Raw genomic sequence first — 16,371 nt, 5'->3', positions numbered from 1 at the left:
GGTGGGCCATGGTCGAATTTCTGGTCACCAAGCTGCACGATCCGCACTTCATGACGATGTTCTTCGCCGCGATCGCGGCGAGCGCCACCGTCTACACGCTGATCATGCCGCTGTTCGCAGGCGAGAACCTGAACAAGCGCATGAAGGCGGTCGCCAGCGAGCGGGAGCGCATCAAGCAGCGCGAGCGTGAGCGGCTGAATGCCGGCGAGAAGGTCTCGTTGCGGCAGACGCCCAAGCAGCTGGTCTCGAGGGTGGTGGAAGATTTCAACCTCACCAAATGGCTGGCCCAGGAGGCCGCGCGCGACAAGCTGATCATGGCCGGCTATCGCGGCCAGGCGCCCTACATCACCTTCCTGTTCGCACGCCTCGTGACGCCTGTGGTGCTGTTCGTCGGAACCGTGCTGTACGTCTTCGTCATCGCCAATCTGCAGAAATCGATGCCGGTCAAGATCGGCATCTGCGTCGGCATGGCCTATCTCGGCCTGCAGGCGCCGATGCTGTTCCTCAGCAACGCGATCTCCAAGCGCCAGCTGTCGATCAAGCGCGCCTTCCCCGACGCCCTCGACCTGCTGCTGATCTGCATCGAGTCCGGCATGTCGATCGAAGCGGCGTTCCGCAGGGTGTCGATCGAAATCGCGAGCCAGTCGATCGCGCTGTCGGAAGAGTTCACGCTGACCACGGCGGAGCTGTCCTACCTGCAGGACCGCAAGGTCGCCTATGAGAACCTCGCCCGCCGCACCGGCCTCGAGGGCGTCAAGTCGGTCTGTCTGGCGCTCCAGCAATCGGAGCGCTACGGCACGCCGCTCGGTCAATCGCTGCGGGTGATGGCGCAGGAAAATCGCGACATGCGCATGAACGAGGCCGAGAAAAAGGCCGCGGCGCTGCCGCCGAAGCTGACGGTGCCGATGATCCTGTTCTTCCTCCCGGTGCTGTTCGTGGTCATTCTGGGACCGACCGGCATCAAGGTCGCGGCCATGCAGTAACTGATGCCCCGCCCGGCGAAATATCGCTTGCGGTCGCGGCGCCACTTTGAAAGCTAGGCGGAGCATGATCGAGGTCTCCGCCTGATGTCCGACACTCTCCGCCGCGCCGATGGCGCCCGCGTCCTCGCCGACCTGAACGCGCTGCGCGCCTTCGGCACCTACAAGACCGGCGTCCACCGGCCGACCTTCTCCGAAGCGCACCGCCAATCACTGACCTGGATCGCCGCGCGCCTGCCCGACGCGCAGCTCACGGCCGAGATCGACGGCATCGGCAACGTGCTGGGCACGAGCGCGAAGCCCGGGCCGAAGCTGCTGGCGGGATCGCATCTGGAGAGTCAGAACTATGCCGGCTGGCTCGATGGCCCGCTCGGCGTGATCTACGCGCTCGAAGCGGCCCGTGTGCTCAATCCCGATCCCGCCATCGCAGGCGCCGTCGAAGTCGCCTCCTGGTGCGACGAGGAGGGGCACTTCGGCGCCTTCCTCGGCAGCCGCTCCTATGTCGGCGATGTCAGCGAGGCCGACATCGATGCCGCCCGCGACCGCAGCAGCCCGCGCACGATGCGCGAGGCGCTGGCCGACATGGGCTTCGCGGGACGTCCCCGCCTGCACGCCGAGCGCGGCCGCCATATCGGCTATCTCGAGGCCCATATCGAGCAGGGCGATACGCTGGAAAAGGGCGAGCTCAAGGTCGGCGTCGTCACCTCGATCGTCGGCATCTGGCAGTACCGCATCGTCTTCACCGGCGAGCAGAACCATGCCGGCACGACGCGGATGGCGGTCCGCAAGGACGCCGGCCTCGCGCTCGCCCGGTTCTGCGTCGACATCGACGCGCGCTTTCCCTCCGCCTGCGGCCCGCGCACGGTGTGGACCACCGGCCGCATCACGCTCGATCCGGGCGCGCCGAGCATCATCCCCGGCCAAGCCGAGATGCTGTTCCAGATCCGCGACGACAATGCGGCCGTGATCGACCGCCTCGAAGCGCTGCTGCGTGAGATGGCTGCGCAGGCCTCTGCGGCCGGTCCGTGTCAGGTCACCGTCGAGCGCATCCGCACCGGCGCGCCGGCGATGATGGATCGCGCCTTCCAGGACGCGATCGAGGCCGCGAGCCGCGATCTTGCCGGAGGCAAATCGCTGCGGATGCCGAGCGGCGCCGGGCACGACGCGCAAGTGCTGGCGACGATCATGCCGGCGGGGATGCTGTTCGTTCCGTCGATCGGCGGCATCAGCCATCACTGGACCGAGAACACGTCCGACGCTGACATCGTCACCGGCGCCGATGTGTTCGTGGAGACCTGCCGGCGCCTGCTCGCGGGCTCGTGACCAGCGTCAGTCCGGCTGGCTGAGCGAAGCCATCGGCGCCGTGTTGCGCGCCTTGCCCTTGCCCTGGCCTTCGCGCTGGCCCTGGATCATCTGCTTCAGATAGGCCACGTTTGCCGCAGCCTCATCGGGCGGCAGATCGGCGCGTGCGATCTGCTCGGCTTCGGCGAACCGGCCCTGCAGGCCGACCACCAGCGCGAGATTCTGCCGCACGCGGGCGTCCGCCCGCTGCGAACCGTAGGCCTGGCGCAGCGCCTGCTCGGCGTTCGGCAGGTCGCGCGTCAGCATGTAGGACAGGCCGAGGTTGGACAGCACCGAGGGTTCGCCGGGCACGATCTTGAGCGCGCTCTCGTAGTAGCGCCGCGCCTCGTCGTGACGGCCCATCTGGTCGAGCACCGTGCCCTGCACCGACAGCAGCTTCCAGTCGGGATTGTCGGGCGAGTGGGCGCGCGACAGCACGTCGAAGGCCAGCTTGAAATTGCCGTTGTCGGCCAGTGCGCGGCCATAGGCGGCGAGCACGGTCTTGTTGCCGGGGATCGTCAGCGTCGCCTGCTCCAGCACCGCGACGGCCTGCTCGCGCTGACCATTGTTGCGCAGCGCCTGGCCGTAGGCGACGGCCATCGCCGCATCCTTCGGATTGGCGCGGTAGCGCTCGCCATAGACCTCGGCCGCCCGCTGCGGGGTCGCCGGCGGCGGCTCGGCACGGCTGCCCAGCGAGCCCGTGACATCGGACACGGTCTGGCAACCGCCGAGGCCCGCGGCGAGGAGCGCGGCGATGGCTGCGGAGGCGAGGAGCCGGGTGATCGAAGGCTGTCGACGCATTTTCACTGGACTCGTAGGACGAGCGAAATTGAACGCGCCAGCAATAAACTGTTAACGCTAACAGCCGGTTAATGGCGGGATCGCGGACCCTGATGGCTGCTCTGCGTCGGTTTGCGGGCCATGCGTCCGGCACGATTGCAGCCGCCGCCGAACTCTGCGAAGTCTGATGCCGAAGCGCGTCCCTTAAGGAACGATTAGGCATGCCGTCGATCTTCGAGACCTCGTCCACACCTTCCGCGGTTCCGATCACCTTCGTGACGAAGTCGAGCTGGCCCGGCATCAAGGAGAGCCTTTCCCCGGAAGCCCGCAACTTCGCCGAGGCCAATGTCTACGCGGCCAAGCCCGGCAGCTGCCTGATCCTTCCAGGCTCCGACGGCCGCATCGCGCAGGTGCTGTTCGGCATCGAGGATGCCGACGCCAGGCACCGCGATCTGTTCCGGCCCGGCAGCCTGCCCGGCCTGCTTCCCACCGGCATCTACCGCTTCGCCAACGCGCCGCATGACGCCCGCCTTGCTGCGCTGGCCTTTGCGCTCGGCAGTTACCGCTTCGGCCGCTACCGCAAAGCCGAGGAGCCTGACGTGCGCCTCGTGCCGCCGGACGGCGTCGATGCCGCCGAGCTCGATCGTCTCGCCGACGCCGCGTGCCTCGCGCGCGATCTCGTCAACACGCCGTCCAACGACATGGGGCCGGAGGAGCTCGAGGCGGCCGCCAAGCAGGTTGCCGAGCGCTTTGGCGCCCGCTTCAGCAGCATCGTCGGTGATGAGTTGCTGCAGCAAAACCATCCCCTCATTCACGCCGTCGGCCGCGCGTCGACGCGGACGCCGCGGCTGATCGAATTGAACTGGGGCGACGCTGACCATCCCAAGGTCACCCTGGTCGGCAAGGGCGTCTGCTTCGACACCGGCGGCCTCGACCTCAAGCCGTCCAGCAGCATGCTGCTGATGAAAAAGGACATGGGCGGCGCCGCCAACGTGCTGGCGCTGGCGCAGATGGTGATGGATGCCAAGCTCAAGCTGCAGCTGCGCGTGCTGATACCCGCGGTCGAGAACGCGGTGGCCGGCAACGCCTTCCGGCCGATGGACGTGTTTCCCTCTCGCAAGGGCCTTACGGTCGAGATCGGCAACACCGATGCCGAGGGCCGGCTGATCCTGGCCGACGCGCTGGCGCTTGCCGACGAGGACAAGCCCGAGCTGCTTATCGACATGGGCACGCTGACGGGCGCGGCGCGGGTCGCGCTCGGCCCCGAGCTGCCGCCGTTCTACACCAATGACGAGGCGCTGGCCGCAGACGTCGCCCGCTGTGCGGCAGCCGAGAACGATCCGCTGTGGCGGATGCCGCTGTGGGCGCCGTATGACTCGTGGCTCGACTCCAAGGTCGCGACCCTCAACAACGCGCCATCCGGCGGCTTCGCCGGCTCGATCACCTGCGCGCTGTTCCTGCAGCGCTTCGTCGAGCCGACGACGAGGTGGCTGCATCTCGACATCTTCGCCTGGACGCCGTCGGCAAAGCCCGGCCGTCCCGAGGGCGGCGAGTGCCAGGCGGCGCGCGCGCTCTACAAGCTGCTGAGCGAGCGCTATGGCTGATCCGCGCATCACGCCGGCACGCGGCGACATCGCGGCCAGACATCTCCAGGGGCAGGTCACCGCCGAGCGCTTCGTCGACGGCGAGACCCTCGTCATCGCCGATCCCCTCGCACCGCTGCGCCTGCAGCCGCAGTCCGGTGCCGAGCTGGCAACGCAGGCGCTGAAGGGCGAGCGCGTCACGATCTACGATCGCAACGGCGAGGGCTGGGCCTGGGGCCAGCTCGAACGCGACGGCTATGTCGGCTGGCTGCCGGACGCCGCTCTCGCGGTCCCCTCTGCTGCGCCGACTCATAAGATCGGCGCGCTGCGCAGCTTCGCGTTTCCCGGTCCGTCGATCAAGCTGCCGCCAGTCGAGACGCTGCTGATGGAATCGACCATCGCCGTGATCCGCGAGGAAGCCGGTTTCGTCATGACGGCCGAAGGCTGGTGCGTGCCGCGGCAGCACGTCATTGCCCTTGACCATGTCGAGTCAGATTTCGTCGCGGTCGCCGAGCGCTTCGTCGGCACGCCCTATCTCTGGGGAGGCAAGAGCAGCCTCGGCATCGACTGCTCGGGGCTGGTGCAGGTGTCATTGAATGCCGCGGGCGTGTCATGCCCGCGGGATAGCGACATGCAGCTGGCGGCACTGGGGCGCGCGGTCGAAAGCAGCGAGCCGCTCCGCCGCGGCGATCTGATCTTCTGGAAGGGCCACGTCGCGATCGTGCGCGATGCCGAGACGATGGTGCATGCCAACGCGTTTCATATGGCCACGCAGATCGAGCCGATCAGCGCAGCGATCGCGCGCATCAAGACCAGCGGCAGCGACGTGCTGGAGATCAAGCGGCTGGGTTGAGTGTGTAGGGTGGGCAAAGGCACGATCGCAACGCGATCGTGACGTGCCCACCGTCGCAGATACGCGCGCGGTTGGAACGGTGGGCACGGCGCGCGACAGGCGAGGTCGGAGCAGCCATCGAGCAAGCACCTTTGCCCACCCTACGGCCTTATCACGTTGAAAAATCCCGATCGTGCAACAAGTCGCGGTGCTGGTGACTGCGCCCTCTCCCCTTGCGGGAGAGGGCATGTAGGACAGAGCTGCAGGCGCGGTCGGGTGAGGGGTATGCATCTACGAGTATCGCTTGCGGAGAGATACCCCTCACCCAACCGAGCAAGCCGCGCTTTCCTACATGCCCTCTCCCGCAAGGGGAGAGGGCACAATGACGGCCATCGTACTGACAGTCCATTGCGACAAGCCGCGATGTTTATCGCGCGTTCAAATCGATTTACATCTCAAACAGCATAGGGACGAGCGTCCGCACTCTCGCGGCATGATCCGCCCGAGCTATGCGACAGTCATCCGCCCTCGGCAAGTGAGAGGGCGCAGGGAAGGCCGGGTGCCGAGCGCACCCGTGGTTGCGTGCAGAAAAGCACGCGTAGTCGCCACAGGTACGGGCCGAACATCCGGCCTCCCCTGCGCGACGGGCTTACGGCTTATACGTGCTCTCCCCAGGGACCGGCTGTCTTGCCCCTGTCGGCCGCGGGCCTCATCAGCGCCTGCGACCTTGACGCCAGCATCGGGGCGCCAGGACCACACGACTTCACCGTCCGCATGACGCCGTTCGTCCGTGCGCATATGCACACGCAGCATCATCGCGGCCATCGCATCCCGCACCGACGTCCGTGACGACGCGTACGTCCCTCTCGTGGGGCAGGACGAAGCGGAGTATGCACGAATTCCGAAAAATAGAAACCAGATTATTTTTGCGAACAGGGCTGGACAGGCATCTCCAAAAGGCTGCTCGTCGGGCAAATCAGTGCTGCATCGCTCGCAGGTGACGAAACCCGGCGATTTAGCTGATAGATGTTGCCGGGGGTGGCATGCCGATGGCCGCAGCTGATCACGTCAGCTGTCCAGATCGAAGTCCCACGGGGCTTCGAGGCGGAACGTCAGCTGCTCCCGAGAAGCATCGCGATCTCATGCTCGAAGCCAAAACTTTCCGGGGTGTCCGTTGTTGACACTCGATCCCTGCGCAAACGGCGGCGGCGACGCCGCACCGAGACCGGCTCATGCTTGAAGCGAGGCTAGAATGACATTGGGAAGACCGGACGGCATTTGGCTGAACGAGCCAAAACAATGGACCGAGACGGACGACGTCCTCCAAATGATCACGGACAATGCCACCGACTTCTGGCGTGAAACGCATTACGGCTTCGTGCGCGACAGCGGACATTTTCTCGGTTTCCCGGGCGGGAAGGCCTTCACGGCCGAATTGCGCATCCGTAGCCATTTCCAGGCGCTCTACGATCAAGCGGGCCTCATGGTGCGCGTCGGCGCAGATCGCTGGCTCAAGGCGGGAATCGAATTTGCGGACGGACGCGCCATGCTGTCGAGCGTGTTGACCGATGGACGGTCGGATTGGGCAACGGCCCCCTATGAGCACGACGCAAGCGACTTCCGCTTGCGGGTCACCGTCGAACATGGCGTTCTTCGCTTGCAAGCGTCGAACGACGGCAGGCTTTGGCCTCTGATGCGGCTTGCGCCGTTTGCCGCGGACGGGTCCTGTCTCGTCGGACCGATGGCCTGCACGCCGGAGCGAGCCGGGCTGGTCGTATCGTTCTCTGATTTTCGCCTGACACCGCCGCTTCGCAAGGAGCTTCACGACCTGGAATGAGCAGGGCGTCCAGAGCTGGAAAGTCCTCGAACTGGTGCCATCGGACATTCCGGACCTACTGATCGGCACTCATTGATCGGCTGACGAAGGATCTCAGCATGAACAGGATCACGACGTGTTCTTGTCCTGCGCAAATCGCTCGACGAGGTCGGACCAGAACGGGATGTGTTTGATCTGCGCGGGCCATGGCTTGCTGCTCCAGCCCATGAACTCTCGTTCAAAATAATCGTTCAGATTGGCGCCGTAGTAAATCGCATCGATCCCGTAGATCGAGAGAACCGGGTTGCCCGCTTCATGCGGCTGCTCAGGCAGATATCGATGAGCGATCAACGGGATGAGTTTGGGTGCCCGGGACACGATGTCCCGAAGCACCTCTTCGCGGGCGCGTGCAGTCGAAGGCAGCCTTCCCCACTCCGACCACCACAATCGTCCATTCTCGACAGAATGCAGAAGGCTTTCGAACGGCCACTCGAGCGCTCGTCTGATCGCACGATCGTCCGTCCAGTCGTGGCCATCCACCGGCCGCCTCCGCCTCAGGAGCGCGGTCAGATCGGGAGGAAAGACCAGTCCAGATCGACGTTGCGCCCGGTCGAGCTCGGCTTGCGTATAGCCCTTGGTCCAACGCACCGCGTCCCTGCCGGACATTTCCATGCTTCCGTTTGTTGCGGCACGATCCGCCCTCGTCGGCGACCTAGCTTTGATAGATCATCGACGCCTTCGCAGCGATCCGATGATCGGCGTCAGGACGCCCCGGAAGTGACATTCTGTCAGTGACGACTCCGGTGAGATAGTTCGCGATCGACTCGGCATCGGCACCGTCTTCAAGCATGTTGAAGACCTGGAGAGCGTAGCGATCATATTCGTCTTCGGCGCCCTCGCAGCCGGAAACGCCGATGGGGTCCCACTCGGACAGCAGAAGAGCTTTGATGAGATCCAACTTGGACGGCATTGTCTCGCGATTGCCTGGGTCCCGATGCGCGCCGATCGTCTACGGAGCCGCCGCCCCGTTCCCCGCCGTCTCGTTCCTGAACGCCGCCGCGAACAGCGCGCGCGTGTAGTCGGTCTTGGGGGCCTTGAACAGCTGCGCGGCCGGGCCCTCTTCCACCACCTTGCCGTGGCGCATGACGATCAGGTGGCTGGCGAGCGCGGCGACGACCCGCAGGTCGTGCGAGATGAACATGTAGGTCAACTCGCGCTTGCGCTGGAGATCGCGGAGCAGCTCGACCATCTGCGACTGGAACAGCATGTCGAGCGCGGAGGTCGGCTCGTCGAGGACGACGAAGGACGGCTCGAGCACGACGGCGCGGGCCACCGAAATGCGCTGGCGCTGGCCGCCGGAGAATTCATGCGGATAGCGGAAGCGCGTCGCCGGATCGAGGCCGACATCGGTGAGCGCCTTGACGACCTTGGCCTCGCGCGCATCGTCCGACAGCTTTGGCTGGTGCACGGTCAGGCCCTCGGCAATGATGTCGCCGACCGACATGCGCGGGCTGAGCGCGCCGAACGGATCCTGGAAGACGATCTGCATGTCCCTGCGGAACGGGCGGACGTCCTTGAACGACAGACCCTGGATCTCGTTGCCGAGAAACACGATCGGGCCGTCGGACGAGATCAGCCGCAGCAGCGCCAGGCCAAGCGTCGTTTTCCCGGAGCCGGATTCGCCGACGACCCCGAGCGTCTCGCCCTTGCGCACGGCGACGCTGACGCCGTCGACGGCCTTGATGTGGCCGACGGTCGAGCGGAACAGGCCGCGCTTGATCGGAAACCAGACTTTCAGGTCCTTCGCCTGCATCACCACCGGCTGATCGGGGCGCGGCGGCGCCGGGTCGGGCTTGGGCTCGGCGGCGAGCAGCGCCTTGGTGTAGGGATGCTGTGGCGCGGTGAACACCTGCTCGACCGGGCCCTGCTCGACGATCTTGCCGCCATTCATGACGCAGACGCGATCGGCGATGCGGCGGACGATGCCGAGATCGTGGGTGATGAACAACAGGCTCATGCCGAGCCGCGCGCGGATATCGGCGAGCAGCGCCAGGATCTGCGCCTGCACGGTGACGTCGAGCGCGGTGGTCGGCTCATCGGCAATCAGCAGATCCGGCTCGTTGGCAAGCGCCATCGCGATCATCACGCGCTGGCGCTGGCCGCCGGATAGCTGATGCGGATAGCTGCCGAGCCGGGTCTCCGGCTCGGGAATGCCGACCTGGGTCAGCAGCTCGAGCACGCGCTTGCGCGCGGCGCTGTTCGAGATCGGCTGGTGCAGTTGCAGGATCTCGCTGATCTGCCGCTCGATCGTGTGCAGTGGATTGAGCGAGGTCATCGGCTCCTGGAAGATGATCGAGATGTCGCTGCCGCGGATCTCGCGCATCTGGCCTTCCGACAGCGGCAGCAGATCGCGGCCCTTGAAGCGGATGCTGCCCGAGGGATGCGAGGCGACCGGATAGGGCAACAGCTTCAGCACCGAGAGCGCGCTGACGGATTTGCCGGAGCCGGACTCGCCGACCAGGGCGACGCATTCGCCGCGCTTGATGTCGAAGGAGACGTGGTCGACCGCGGTCGACGCGCGGCCTCCCTGGTGGAACGCCACCGAGAGATCGCTGACCGAAAGAAGCGGCTGGGTCATCGCGTCCATGTCATCGTATCCATGTCATCGTATTCCTGGCGCTCACCTGAACGTCTTGCGCGGATCGAAGGCGTCGCGCACGGCCTCGCCGATGAAGATCAGCAGTGACAGCATGATCGCGACCGAGAAGAAGCCGGTGAGGCCGAGCCACGGCGCCTGCACGTTGGCTTTCGCCTGCGACAGCATCTCGCCGAGGGACGGCGAGCCGGGCGGCAGGCCGAAGCCGAGGAAGTCGAGCGCGGTCAAGGTCATCACTGAGCTGGAGACGATGAAGGGCAGGAAGGTCATGGTCGCAACCATCGCGTTCGGCAGCAGATGCCTGATCATGATGACAGCGTTCGAGACGCCGAGCGCGCGGGCCGCCTGGATATACTCGAAATTGCGGCCGCGCAGGAATTCGGCGCGGACGAGGCCGACCAGCGAGACCCAGGAGAACAGCAGCATGATGCCGAGCAAAGTGAAGAAGCCGGGCACCAGAACCGCGGACAGGATCAGCAGCAGATAGAGATAGGGAATCGCGTTCCAGATCTCGATGAAGCGCTGGAACAAGAGATCGACCCAGCCGCCGAAATAGCCCTGCACGCCACCGGCGGCGATGCCGATGATCGAGGAGAAGAACGTCAGCGACAGGCCGAACAGCACGGAGATGCGGAAGCCGTAGATCAGGCGCGCGACGACATCGCGGCCCTGGTCATCGGTGCCGAGCCAGTTGTATTCGAGATCCCGGCAGCTCTTCAGCCCCTTCTTCTCGACCACCGCCTTGCACTGCGATTCCTTCAGCATCCAGGTCGGCGGCGACGGCGCCGGCGTCGGCAGATCGAGATTGTGCGTGGCGTAGGAGTAGCGGATCAGCGGCCAGATCACCGTGCCGCCCTTGTCCGCGATCAGCTTCTGCAAGTACGGATCGCGATAGTCGGCCGCGGTCTCGAAGTCGCCGCCGAACGCCGTCTCCGGATAGGAGACGAAGGCCGGCCAATACAGATGGCCGTCGAACTTGATCAGGAACGGGCGATCGTTGGCGATCAGCTCGGCGAACATCGAGACGATGAACAGGACCAGGAACAACCACAGCGACCAGTAGCCGCGGCGGTTGGCCTTGAAGTTCTGCCAGCGCCGCTGGTTGAGCGGCGACGGTTTGAAGCGATGCCGCGTCGGCGGCACGGCTTCGCCGAGCGGCGCCTGGGTGGTGGTCTCGACCGGGGCTGTCTTGAGCATCGTCAGACCTCCCGCGCCTCGAAGTCGATCCGCGGATCGATCCACATATAGGTGAGGTCGGAGATCAGGTTGATCACGAGGCCCAGCAGCGAGAAGATGTAGAGGTTGCCGAACACGACCGGATAGTCGCGGTTGAGGATGCTCTCGAACGACAGCAGGCCGAGGCCGTCGAGCGAGAAGATGGTCTCGATCAGCAGCGAGCCGGAGAAGAAGGCGTGGATGAAGGTGCCGGGGAAGCCGGCGATCACGATCAGCATGGCGTTGCGGAAGACGTGGCCGTACAGCACCTGGGTCTCGCTGCAGCCCTTGGCGCGCGCGGTCATGACGTATTGCTTGCGGATCTCGTCGAGAAACGAGTTCTTGGTCAGAAGCGTCATGGTTGCGAAGGCGCCGAGCGCCATCGACACCAGCGGCAGCGTGAGGTGCCAGAAATAATCGATGATCTTCCAGTACCAGGGGAAGTCGGCCCAGCCGTCCGACGTCAGGCCGCGCAGCGGGAAGATGTTGAGGAACGAGCCGCCGGCAAACAGGATGATCAGCAGGATCGCAAACAGGAAACCTGGAATGGCGTAGCCGACGATGATGACGGCGGAGGTCCAGACATCGAAGCGCGAGCCGTCCTGGACCGCCTTGCGAATCCCCAAGGGGATCGAGATCAGGTAGGTCAGCAGGGTCATCCAGATGCCGAGCGACATCGAGACCGGCAGCTTCTCCTTGATCAGCTGCAGCACGGAGGTGTCGCGAAAGTAGCTCTTGCCGAAATCGAAGCGGGCGAAGTTCCAGACCATCAGCGCGAAGCGCTCCGGCGCCGGCTTGTCGAAGCCGAACTGCTTCTCCAACTGCTTGATGAAGGCCGGATCGAGGCCCTGAGCGCCGCGATATTTCGAGTTGGTGTCACCGCCCGAGCCGACCTGGCCCGGCGGCCGCGCGCCGAAATCCGAGCCGCTGCCGCCGGAGATGCGCGACGTCCCGCCGGTGTCGGCGCCAGTCAACTGCGCGATGACGCGCTCGACCGGGCCGCCCGGCGCGAACTGCACCACGACGAAGGAGATGAAGAGGATCCCGAGCAAAGTCGGGAGCATCAGAAGCGTGCGGCGGAAAATATAGGCGGCCATGAACTACTTCGCAGGCTCCAGCTTTGCGGCCTTGGCGGCATCGTACCACCAGATGTCGGGGGCGCCGACGCCGGAGGCGTATTTCGGCGGCTTCGGCGGGTGGCTGAATTGATCCCAATAGGCGATCGGATGGGTCTGCCGGTACCATTGCGGGATCCAGTAATGCCCGGCGCGGAACACGCGATCGAGCGCCCGGCAGGCGAAGGTCAGATCGCCGCGGGTCTCCGCCGCGATCGCCTTGGCGACCAGCGCATCGACAGCGGGATTGCTGATCCCGGCGAGGTTGTAAGACCCCTTGGTCTTGGCCGTGTCGGAGGTGAAATAGGAGCGCAGGCCGTCGCCGGGGGTCGGCGACATCGACAGCCGCTGCACCGTGATGTCGAAATCGAAATCCTCGACCCGTGCGCGATATTGCACGGCATCGACGATGCGCAGGTCGGCATCGATGCCGAGCGTCTGCAGGTTCTTGATCAAGGTGCCGTGGTGCGGCTTGAACGAGACCTCGTCGATCAGGAACTCGATCGAGAACACCTCGCCGGACGGCAGCAGCCGCTTGCCGTCCTTCACGGGCAGGCCGGCCTGCTGCAGCAGTTGCGTGGCCTTGCGCAGCAGCGCGCGATCCTGGCCCGAACCATCCGAGGCCGGCGGCACGAACGGCTCGCCGAACACATCGTCGGGCACCTGGCCGCGGAACGGCTCCAGCAGCTTCAGCTCCTCCGGCGACGGCGGCCCGACAGCGACCATGTCGGAGTTCTGGAACGGCGACACCGTGCGCGCATAGGCGCCGTACATGATGGTCTTGTTGGTCCACTCGAAGTCGAAGGCGTAGGTCAGCGCCTGGCGGACGCGCGGATCGGAGAACTTGTTGCGGCGCGTGTTGATGAACCAGCCCTGCCCGCCCGACGGCGTCTCGTCCGGCAACAGCTCGCGCTTGACGCGGCCGTCCTTGATCGCAGGGAAATCGTAGCGCGTCGCCCAGATGCGCGAAGTGAACTCCTCGCGGAACAGATAGCTCTTGGCGGTGAAGCCCTCGAAGGCAACGTCGCGGTCGCGATAGAACTCGTAGCGGACGATGTCGAAATTATACATGCCGCGGCTGACCGGCAGATCGGCCGCCCACCAATCCTTGACGCGCTCGAACTCGACGTAGCGGTTGATCTCGTATTTGCCGACCTTGTAGGGCCCAGAGCCAAGCGGCACGTCGAGCGGATTTTCGTCGAACACGCGGTTGGCGTAATAAGCCTTCGAGAAGATCGGCAGGGTCACGACGTAAAGCGGCACGTCGCGGGCGCGCTTCTCGACGAAGCTGACGACGACGGTTGCATCGTCGAGCGCTTCCGCCTTCACGAAGTCGCGCAGCTGCACGACGATCAGCGGGTGGCCCTTCTCCTTCAACGTGTTCAACGACCAGGCGACATCGTGCGCCGTGATCTTCGAGCCGTCATGGAAGCGCGCCTCGGGCCGTAAGGTGAAGCGATAGGTCAGCTTGTCCGGCGAGATCGCAACCGACTTCGCGACCAGCCCGTAGACCGCGTCCGGCTCGTCGGCTGCCCGCACCATCAGGGTCGCGAAGGTCATGTCCATGCCCTGCGCGCCCTCGCCTTTCAGGACATAGGCATTGAACGAGTTGAACGTCTGGTAGGACTGGTTGTAGGCGCGCACCGAGGGGATCAGCGAAAACATCCCGCCCTTCGGCGCGTCCGGATTGACGTAGTCGAACTGGCGGAAGTCGGCCGGGTATTTGAGATCGCCGAACGCCGAGGTGCCGTGCGACTCGGCGCCGAACTCCGCGGCGACAGCCGGCTTCAACAACGGCGCCGTGAGCGCGCCGAGCCCGAGCCCGAGCCCGAGCAAGCCGCGGCGCGACAGATGCGACAGCGTGCTCAAGAGCGCTTCACCTTGGCAGCCTTGTCGGCGTCGTACCACCACAGCGACGGCCAGCCGGTGCTGGCGTATTTCGGGAACGGCTCGAAATGGCTGAAGCGGTCCCAGCGCGCGCTGCGCAGGAAGGGATAGGTGAACTGCGGAACGACGTAGAAATTCCACAGCAGCACGCGGTCGAGCGCATGCGTCGCCGCCTCGAGCGTGGCGCGATCCTTGGCGAAGATGATCTTCTCGATCAGCTCGTCGATCGCGGGGTTCTTGATGCCGGCCGAATTCTTCGAGCCCTGCTCGTCGGCGGCCTTGGAGCCCCAGAAATCGCGCTGCTCATTGCCCGGCGACAGCGACTGTCCCCAGACGTCGGTGATCATGTCGTAGTCGAAGGTGCGCACCCGCTGCTCATACTGGACGTTGTCGACCTGGCGTACCGTGACGGTGACGCCGAGGCGTTCCAGCGAGGGCTTGTAGAACAGCACGATGCGCTCGGACGACGGATCCTGAACCATCAGCTCGATGGCGACCTGCTTGCCGGCGGGGTCGACCAGCTTGCGGTCCTTGATCTCGTAGCCGGCCTCCTTCAGGAGCTTGTTGGCCTCGCGCAGATTGGCGCGGACGTTCTCCGGATTGCCGCCGACCGGATTCTGGTAGGCCGTGGTGAACACCTCCGGCGGCACCTTGTCGCGCAGGCCCTCGAGGATCTGCAACTCATGGCCCTGCGGCAGGCCGGAGGAGGCAAGCTCGGTGCCTTCGAAATAGCTGTTGATCCGCTTGTACTGGCCGAAGAACAGCTGCTTGTTCATCTCCTCGAAGTCGAACGCGTAGTTGAAGGCGCGGCGCAGCCTGACGTCCTGGAATTGCGGGCGGCGCAGGTTGAACACGAAGCCCTGCATGCGGCCGGAATCGCGGACCGGGAACTCCTCCTTGACCGCACGCTTCTCGGCGATCGCCGGGAAGTCGTAGGCCGTCGCCCATTGCTTGGCCGAGTTCTCGTTGATCCAATCGGCCTGATCGGCCTTGAAGGCTTCGAGCGCGACGAGGTTATCGCGGAAATACTCGAACTGCAGCTCGTCGAAATTGTTCTGGCCGATCCGGACCGGCAGGTTGGCGCCCCAATAATCCTTGACGCGCTCGACCTTGATCGAGCGTCCCGGCACGAACTCCTTGATGCGGTACGGGCTCGACCCGAGCGGCGGCTCCAGCGAGGTCGCGGTGACGTCACGCTTGCGGCCCTGCGCGTCGGTGCCTTCCCACCAATGCTTGGGCAGCACCAGCAATTCGCCGACGATGTGCGGCAGCTCGCGATTGCCGGGGCCGTCGAAGGTGAACTTGACCTCCTGGTCGCTGACCTTCTCGGCCTTCACGACATGCCGGTAATAGGAGCCGTAGAACGGGCTGTTCTTCTTCAGCACGTCGAGCGAGAAGATCACGTCCTCGGGCGTCACCGGCTTGCCGTCGTGCCAGCGCGCCTCCTTGCGCAGGCGATAGATCACCCAGGAGTAATCGTCGGGATAGGCGGCGGCCTCAGCGAGCAGGCCGTATTCGGTCGAGACCTCGTCCTGCGCCCGCGACATCAGGGTCTCGTAGACGGTCATCGCGGCGGCGGCGATATTGCCCTTCACATACATCACGACGATGTTGAAGTTGTCGAAGGTCCCGAGCGAGATCATCCGCGCCGTGCCGCCCTTGGGCGCATCGGGATTGACGTAGTCGAAGCGCTTGAAGTCGGCCGGGTACTTCAGCTCGCCGAACAGCGATAGGCCGTGGCGCCAGACCAATTGCTCGCCGGCCTGCGCCTGCGCGGCATCGAGAGGAGCAAGGCTGGCGGCGGCGCCGAGCGCCGGGGTCATCGCAGCGAGGACGCTGCTCTGCAGGAGCTGTCGTCGGGTAATCGTCAAATGAGACTTCCTCTGAATAAGACCGCTCGGGAGCAGGTGGCCGGTCTCGGCCGGTCCTGCTTCCAGATCCAACGTGTGATCGTAACCCATTTCGCGAGGGCAGGTTGCGCGGGCCGGCGCCTGGGCGGCTCGACCTGCGATCCCGTTCCATTCAGGGGACCAATATACGGCAAGGTTTCGACCAATAACCTTGCTTTTTCCTCATGATACCGGGTTGTGAACGAACCGGATGCGACCAAAGGTCCCAAATGCGGCGAAATTCGCTCCCGGAACGCAAAACGGCCGGGCGAGGCCC

At 65.0% G+C, this 16,371-nt stretch carries 13 protein-coding genes; 5 read left to right on the top strand and 8 right to left on the bottom strand.

Features of this window, described 5'->3' with window-relative positions:
- The first annotated feature begins 8 nt into the window (after positions 1 to 8).
- Positions 9 to 983, top strand: coding sequence for a type II secretion system F family protein (locus NLR35_RS09650; RefSeq protein WP_257166332.1), 975 nt, complete (start codon positions 9 to 11; stop codon positions 981 to 983).
- 84 nt (positions 984 to 1,067) lie between these two features.
- Positions 1,068 to 2,303: a Zn-dependent hydrolase gene (locus NLR35_RS09645; protein WP_257166331.1), complete on the top strand. Its 1,236-nt coding sequence runs from the start codon at positions 1,068 to 1,070 to the stop codon at positions 2,301 to 2,303.
- A gap of 6 nt (positions 2,304 to 2,309) precedes the next feature.
- Here the strand turns inward: NLR35_RS09645 and NLR35_RS09640 are convergent, their stop codons facing one another.
- Complete coding sequence (locus tag NLR35_RS09640) at positions 2,310 to 3,122, bottom strand: tetratricopeptide repeat protein (protein WP_257166330.1); 813 nt, start codon at positions 3,120 to 3,122, stop codon at positions 2,310 to 2,312.
- Between the two features lie 200 nt (positions 3,123 to 3,322).
- On the opposite strand from NLR35_RS09640, the gene NLR35_RS09635 reads away from it, so the two are divergent.
- From NLR35_RS09635 to NLR35_RS09625, 3 genes are all read left to right on the top strand, one after another.
- Positions 3,323 to 4,705: a M17 family metallopeptidase gene (locus tag NLR35_RS09635; RefSeq protein WP_257166329.1), complete on the top strand. Its 1,383-nt coding sequence runs from the start codon at positions 3,323 to 3,325 to the stop codon at positions 4,703 to 4,705.
- Entirely contained in the window at positions 4,698 to 5,537 is an 840-nt protein-coding gene (locus NLR35_RS09630) for a C40 family peptidase (protein ID WP_257166328.1), read from the top strand. Before NLR35_RS09635 ends, NLR35_RS09630 begins: the two co-directional genes overlap by 8 nt.
- Before the next feature lie 1,231 nt (positions 5,538 to 6,768).
- Entirely contained in the window at positions 6,769 to 7,353 is a 585-nt protein-coding gene (locus NLR35_RS09625; protein ID WP_257166327.1) for a DUF1349 domain-containing protein, read from the top strand.
- 108 nt (positions 7,354 to 7,461) lie between these two features.
- Here the strand turns inward: NLR35_RS09625 and NLR35_RS09620 are convergent, their stop codons facing one another.
- The 7 genes from NLR35_RS09620 to NLR35_RS09590 are packed head-to-tail and all read right to left on the bottom strand — an operon-like array spanning position 7,462 to position 16,028.
- Positions 7,462 to 7,998, bottom strand: a complete 537-nt coding sequence (locus tag NLR35_RS09620) for a hypothetical protein (protein ID WP_257166326.1) — start codon at positions 7,996 to 7,998, stop codon at positions 7,462 to 7,464.
- 46 nt (positions 7,999 to 8,044) lie between these two features.
- A complete protein-coding gene (locus NLR35_RS09615; RefSeq protein ID WP_257166325.1) occupies positions 8,045 to 8,302 on the bottom strand; it encodes a hypothetical protein in 258 nt (85 codons plus the stop codon).
- Between the two features lie 39 nt (positions 8,303 to 8,341).
- Positions 8,342 to 9,979, bottom strand: coding sequence for an ABC transporter ATP-binding protein (locus NLR35_RS09610; RefSeq protein ID WP_257166324.1), 1,638 nt, complete (start codon positions 9,977 to 9,979; stop codon positions 8,342 to 8,344).
- A 33-nt stretch (positions 9,980 to 10,012) separates the two neighbouring features.
- The gene (locus NLR35_RS09605) at positions 10,013 to 11,185 is read right to left on the bottom strand and encodes an ABC transporter permease (protein ID WP_257166323.1); all 1,173 of its coding nucleotides are present in this window, start codon (positions 11,183 to 11,185) and stop codon (positions 10,013 to 10,015) included.
- A 2-nt stretch (positions 11,186 to 11,187) separates the two neighbouring features.
- Entirely contained in the window at positions 11,188 to 12,300 is a 1,113-nt protein-coding gene (locus tag NLR35_RS09600) for a microcin C ABC transporter permease YejB (protein ID WP_257166322.1), read from the bottom strand.
- 3 nt (positions 12,301 to 12,303) lie between these two features.
- Positions 12,304 to 14,178 carry an extracellular solute-binding protein gene (locus NLR35_RS09595; protein WP_257166532.1) on the bottom strand — a complete coding sequence of 625 codons (1,875 nt, stop codon included), beginning with the start codon at positions 14,176 to 14,178 and terminating at the stop codon, positions 12,304 to 12,306.
- A gap of 5 nt (positions 14,179 to 14,183) precedes the next feature.
- A complete protein-coding gene (locus tag NLR35_RS09590; protein ID WP_257166531.1) occupies positions 14,184 to 16,028 on the bottom strand; it encodes an extracellular solute-binding protein in 1,845 nt (614 codons plus the stop codon).
- Positions 16,029 to 16,371: the final 343 nt, after the last annotated feature.

It is taken from the genome of Bradyrhizobium sp. SRS-191, from assembly GCF_024586915.1.
Lineage (GTDB): Bacteria > Pseudomonadota > Alphaproteobacteria > Rhizobiales > Xanthobacteraceae > Bradyrhizobium.
This window is presented reverse-complemented; position numbering and strand designations above follow the sequence as displayed.

What these genes read in the sequence shown, in the direction of transcription:
- NLR35_RS09630 (WP_257166328.1), top strand. Translation starts at nt 4,698, where the DNA reads ATGGCTGATCCGCGCATCACGCCGGCACGCGGCGACATCGCGGCCAGA.
- NLR35_RS09610 (WP_257166324.1), bottom strand. Translation starts at nt 9,979, where the DNA reads ATGGACGCGATGACCCAGCCGCTTCTTTCGGTCAGCGATCTCTCGGTG.
- NLR35_RS09605 (WP_257166323.1), bottom strand. Translation starts at nt 11,185, where the DNA reads ATGCTCAAGACAGCCCCGGTCGAGACCACCACCCAGGCGCCGCTCGGC.
- NLR35_RS09625 (WP_257166327.1), top strand. Translation starts at nt 6,769, where the DNA reads ATGACATTGGGAAGACCGGACGGCATTTGGCTGAACGAGCCAAAACAA.
- NLR35_RS09590 (WP_257166531.1), bottom strand. Translation starts at nt 16,028, where the DNA reads ATGACCCCGGCGCTCGGCGCCGCCGCCAGCCTTGCTCCTCTCGATGCC.
- NLR35_RS09615 (WP_257166325.1), bottom strand. Translation starts at nt 8,302, where the DNA reads ATGCCGTCCAAGTTGGATCTCATCAAAGCTCTTCTGCTGTCCGAGTGG.
- NLR35_RS09640 (WP_257166330.1), bottom strand. Translation starts at nt 3,122, where the DNA reads ATGCGTCGACAGCCTTCGATCACCCGGCTCCTCGCCTCCGCAGCCATC.
- NLR35_RS09620 (WP_257166326.1), bottom strand. Translation starts at nt 7,998, where the DNA reads ATGTCCGGCAGGGACGCGGTGCGTTGGACCAAGGGCTATACGCAAGCC.
- NLR35_RS09635 (WP_257166329.1), top strand. Translation starts at nt 3,323, where the DNA reads ATGCCGTCGATCTTCGAGACCTCGTCCACACCTTCCGCGGTTCCGATC.
- NLR35_RS09600 (WP_257166322.1), bottom strand. Translation starts at nt 12,300, where the DNA reads ATGGCCGCCTATATTTTCCGCCGCACGCTTCTGATGCTCCCGACTTTG.
- NLR35_RS09650 (WP_257166332.1), top strand. Translation starts at nt 9, where the DNA reads ATGGTCGAATTTCTGGTCACCAAGCTGCACGATCCGCACTTCATGACG.
- NLR35_RS09645 (WP_257166331.1), top strand. Translation starts at nt 1,068, where the DNA reads ATGTCCGACACTCTCCGCCGCGCCGATGGCGCCCGCGTCCTCGCCGAC.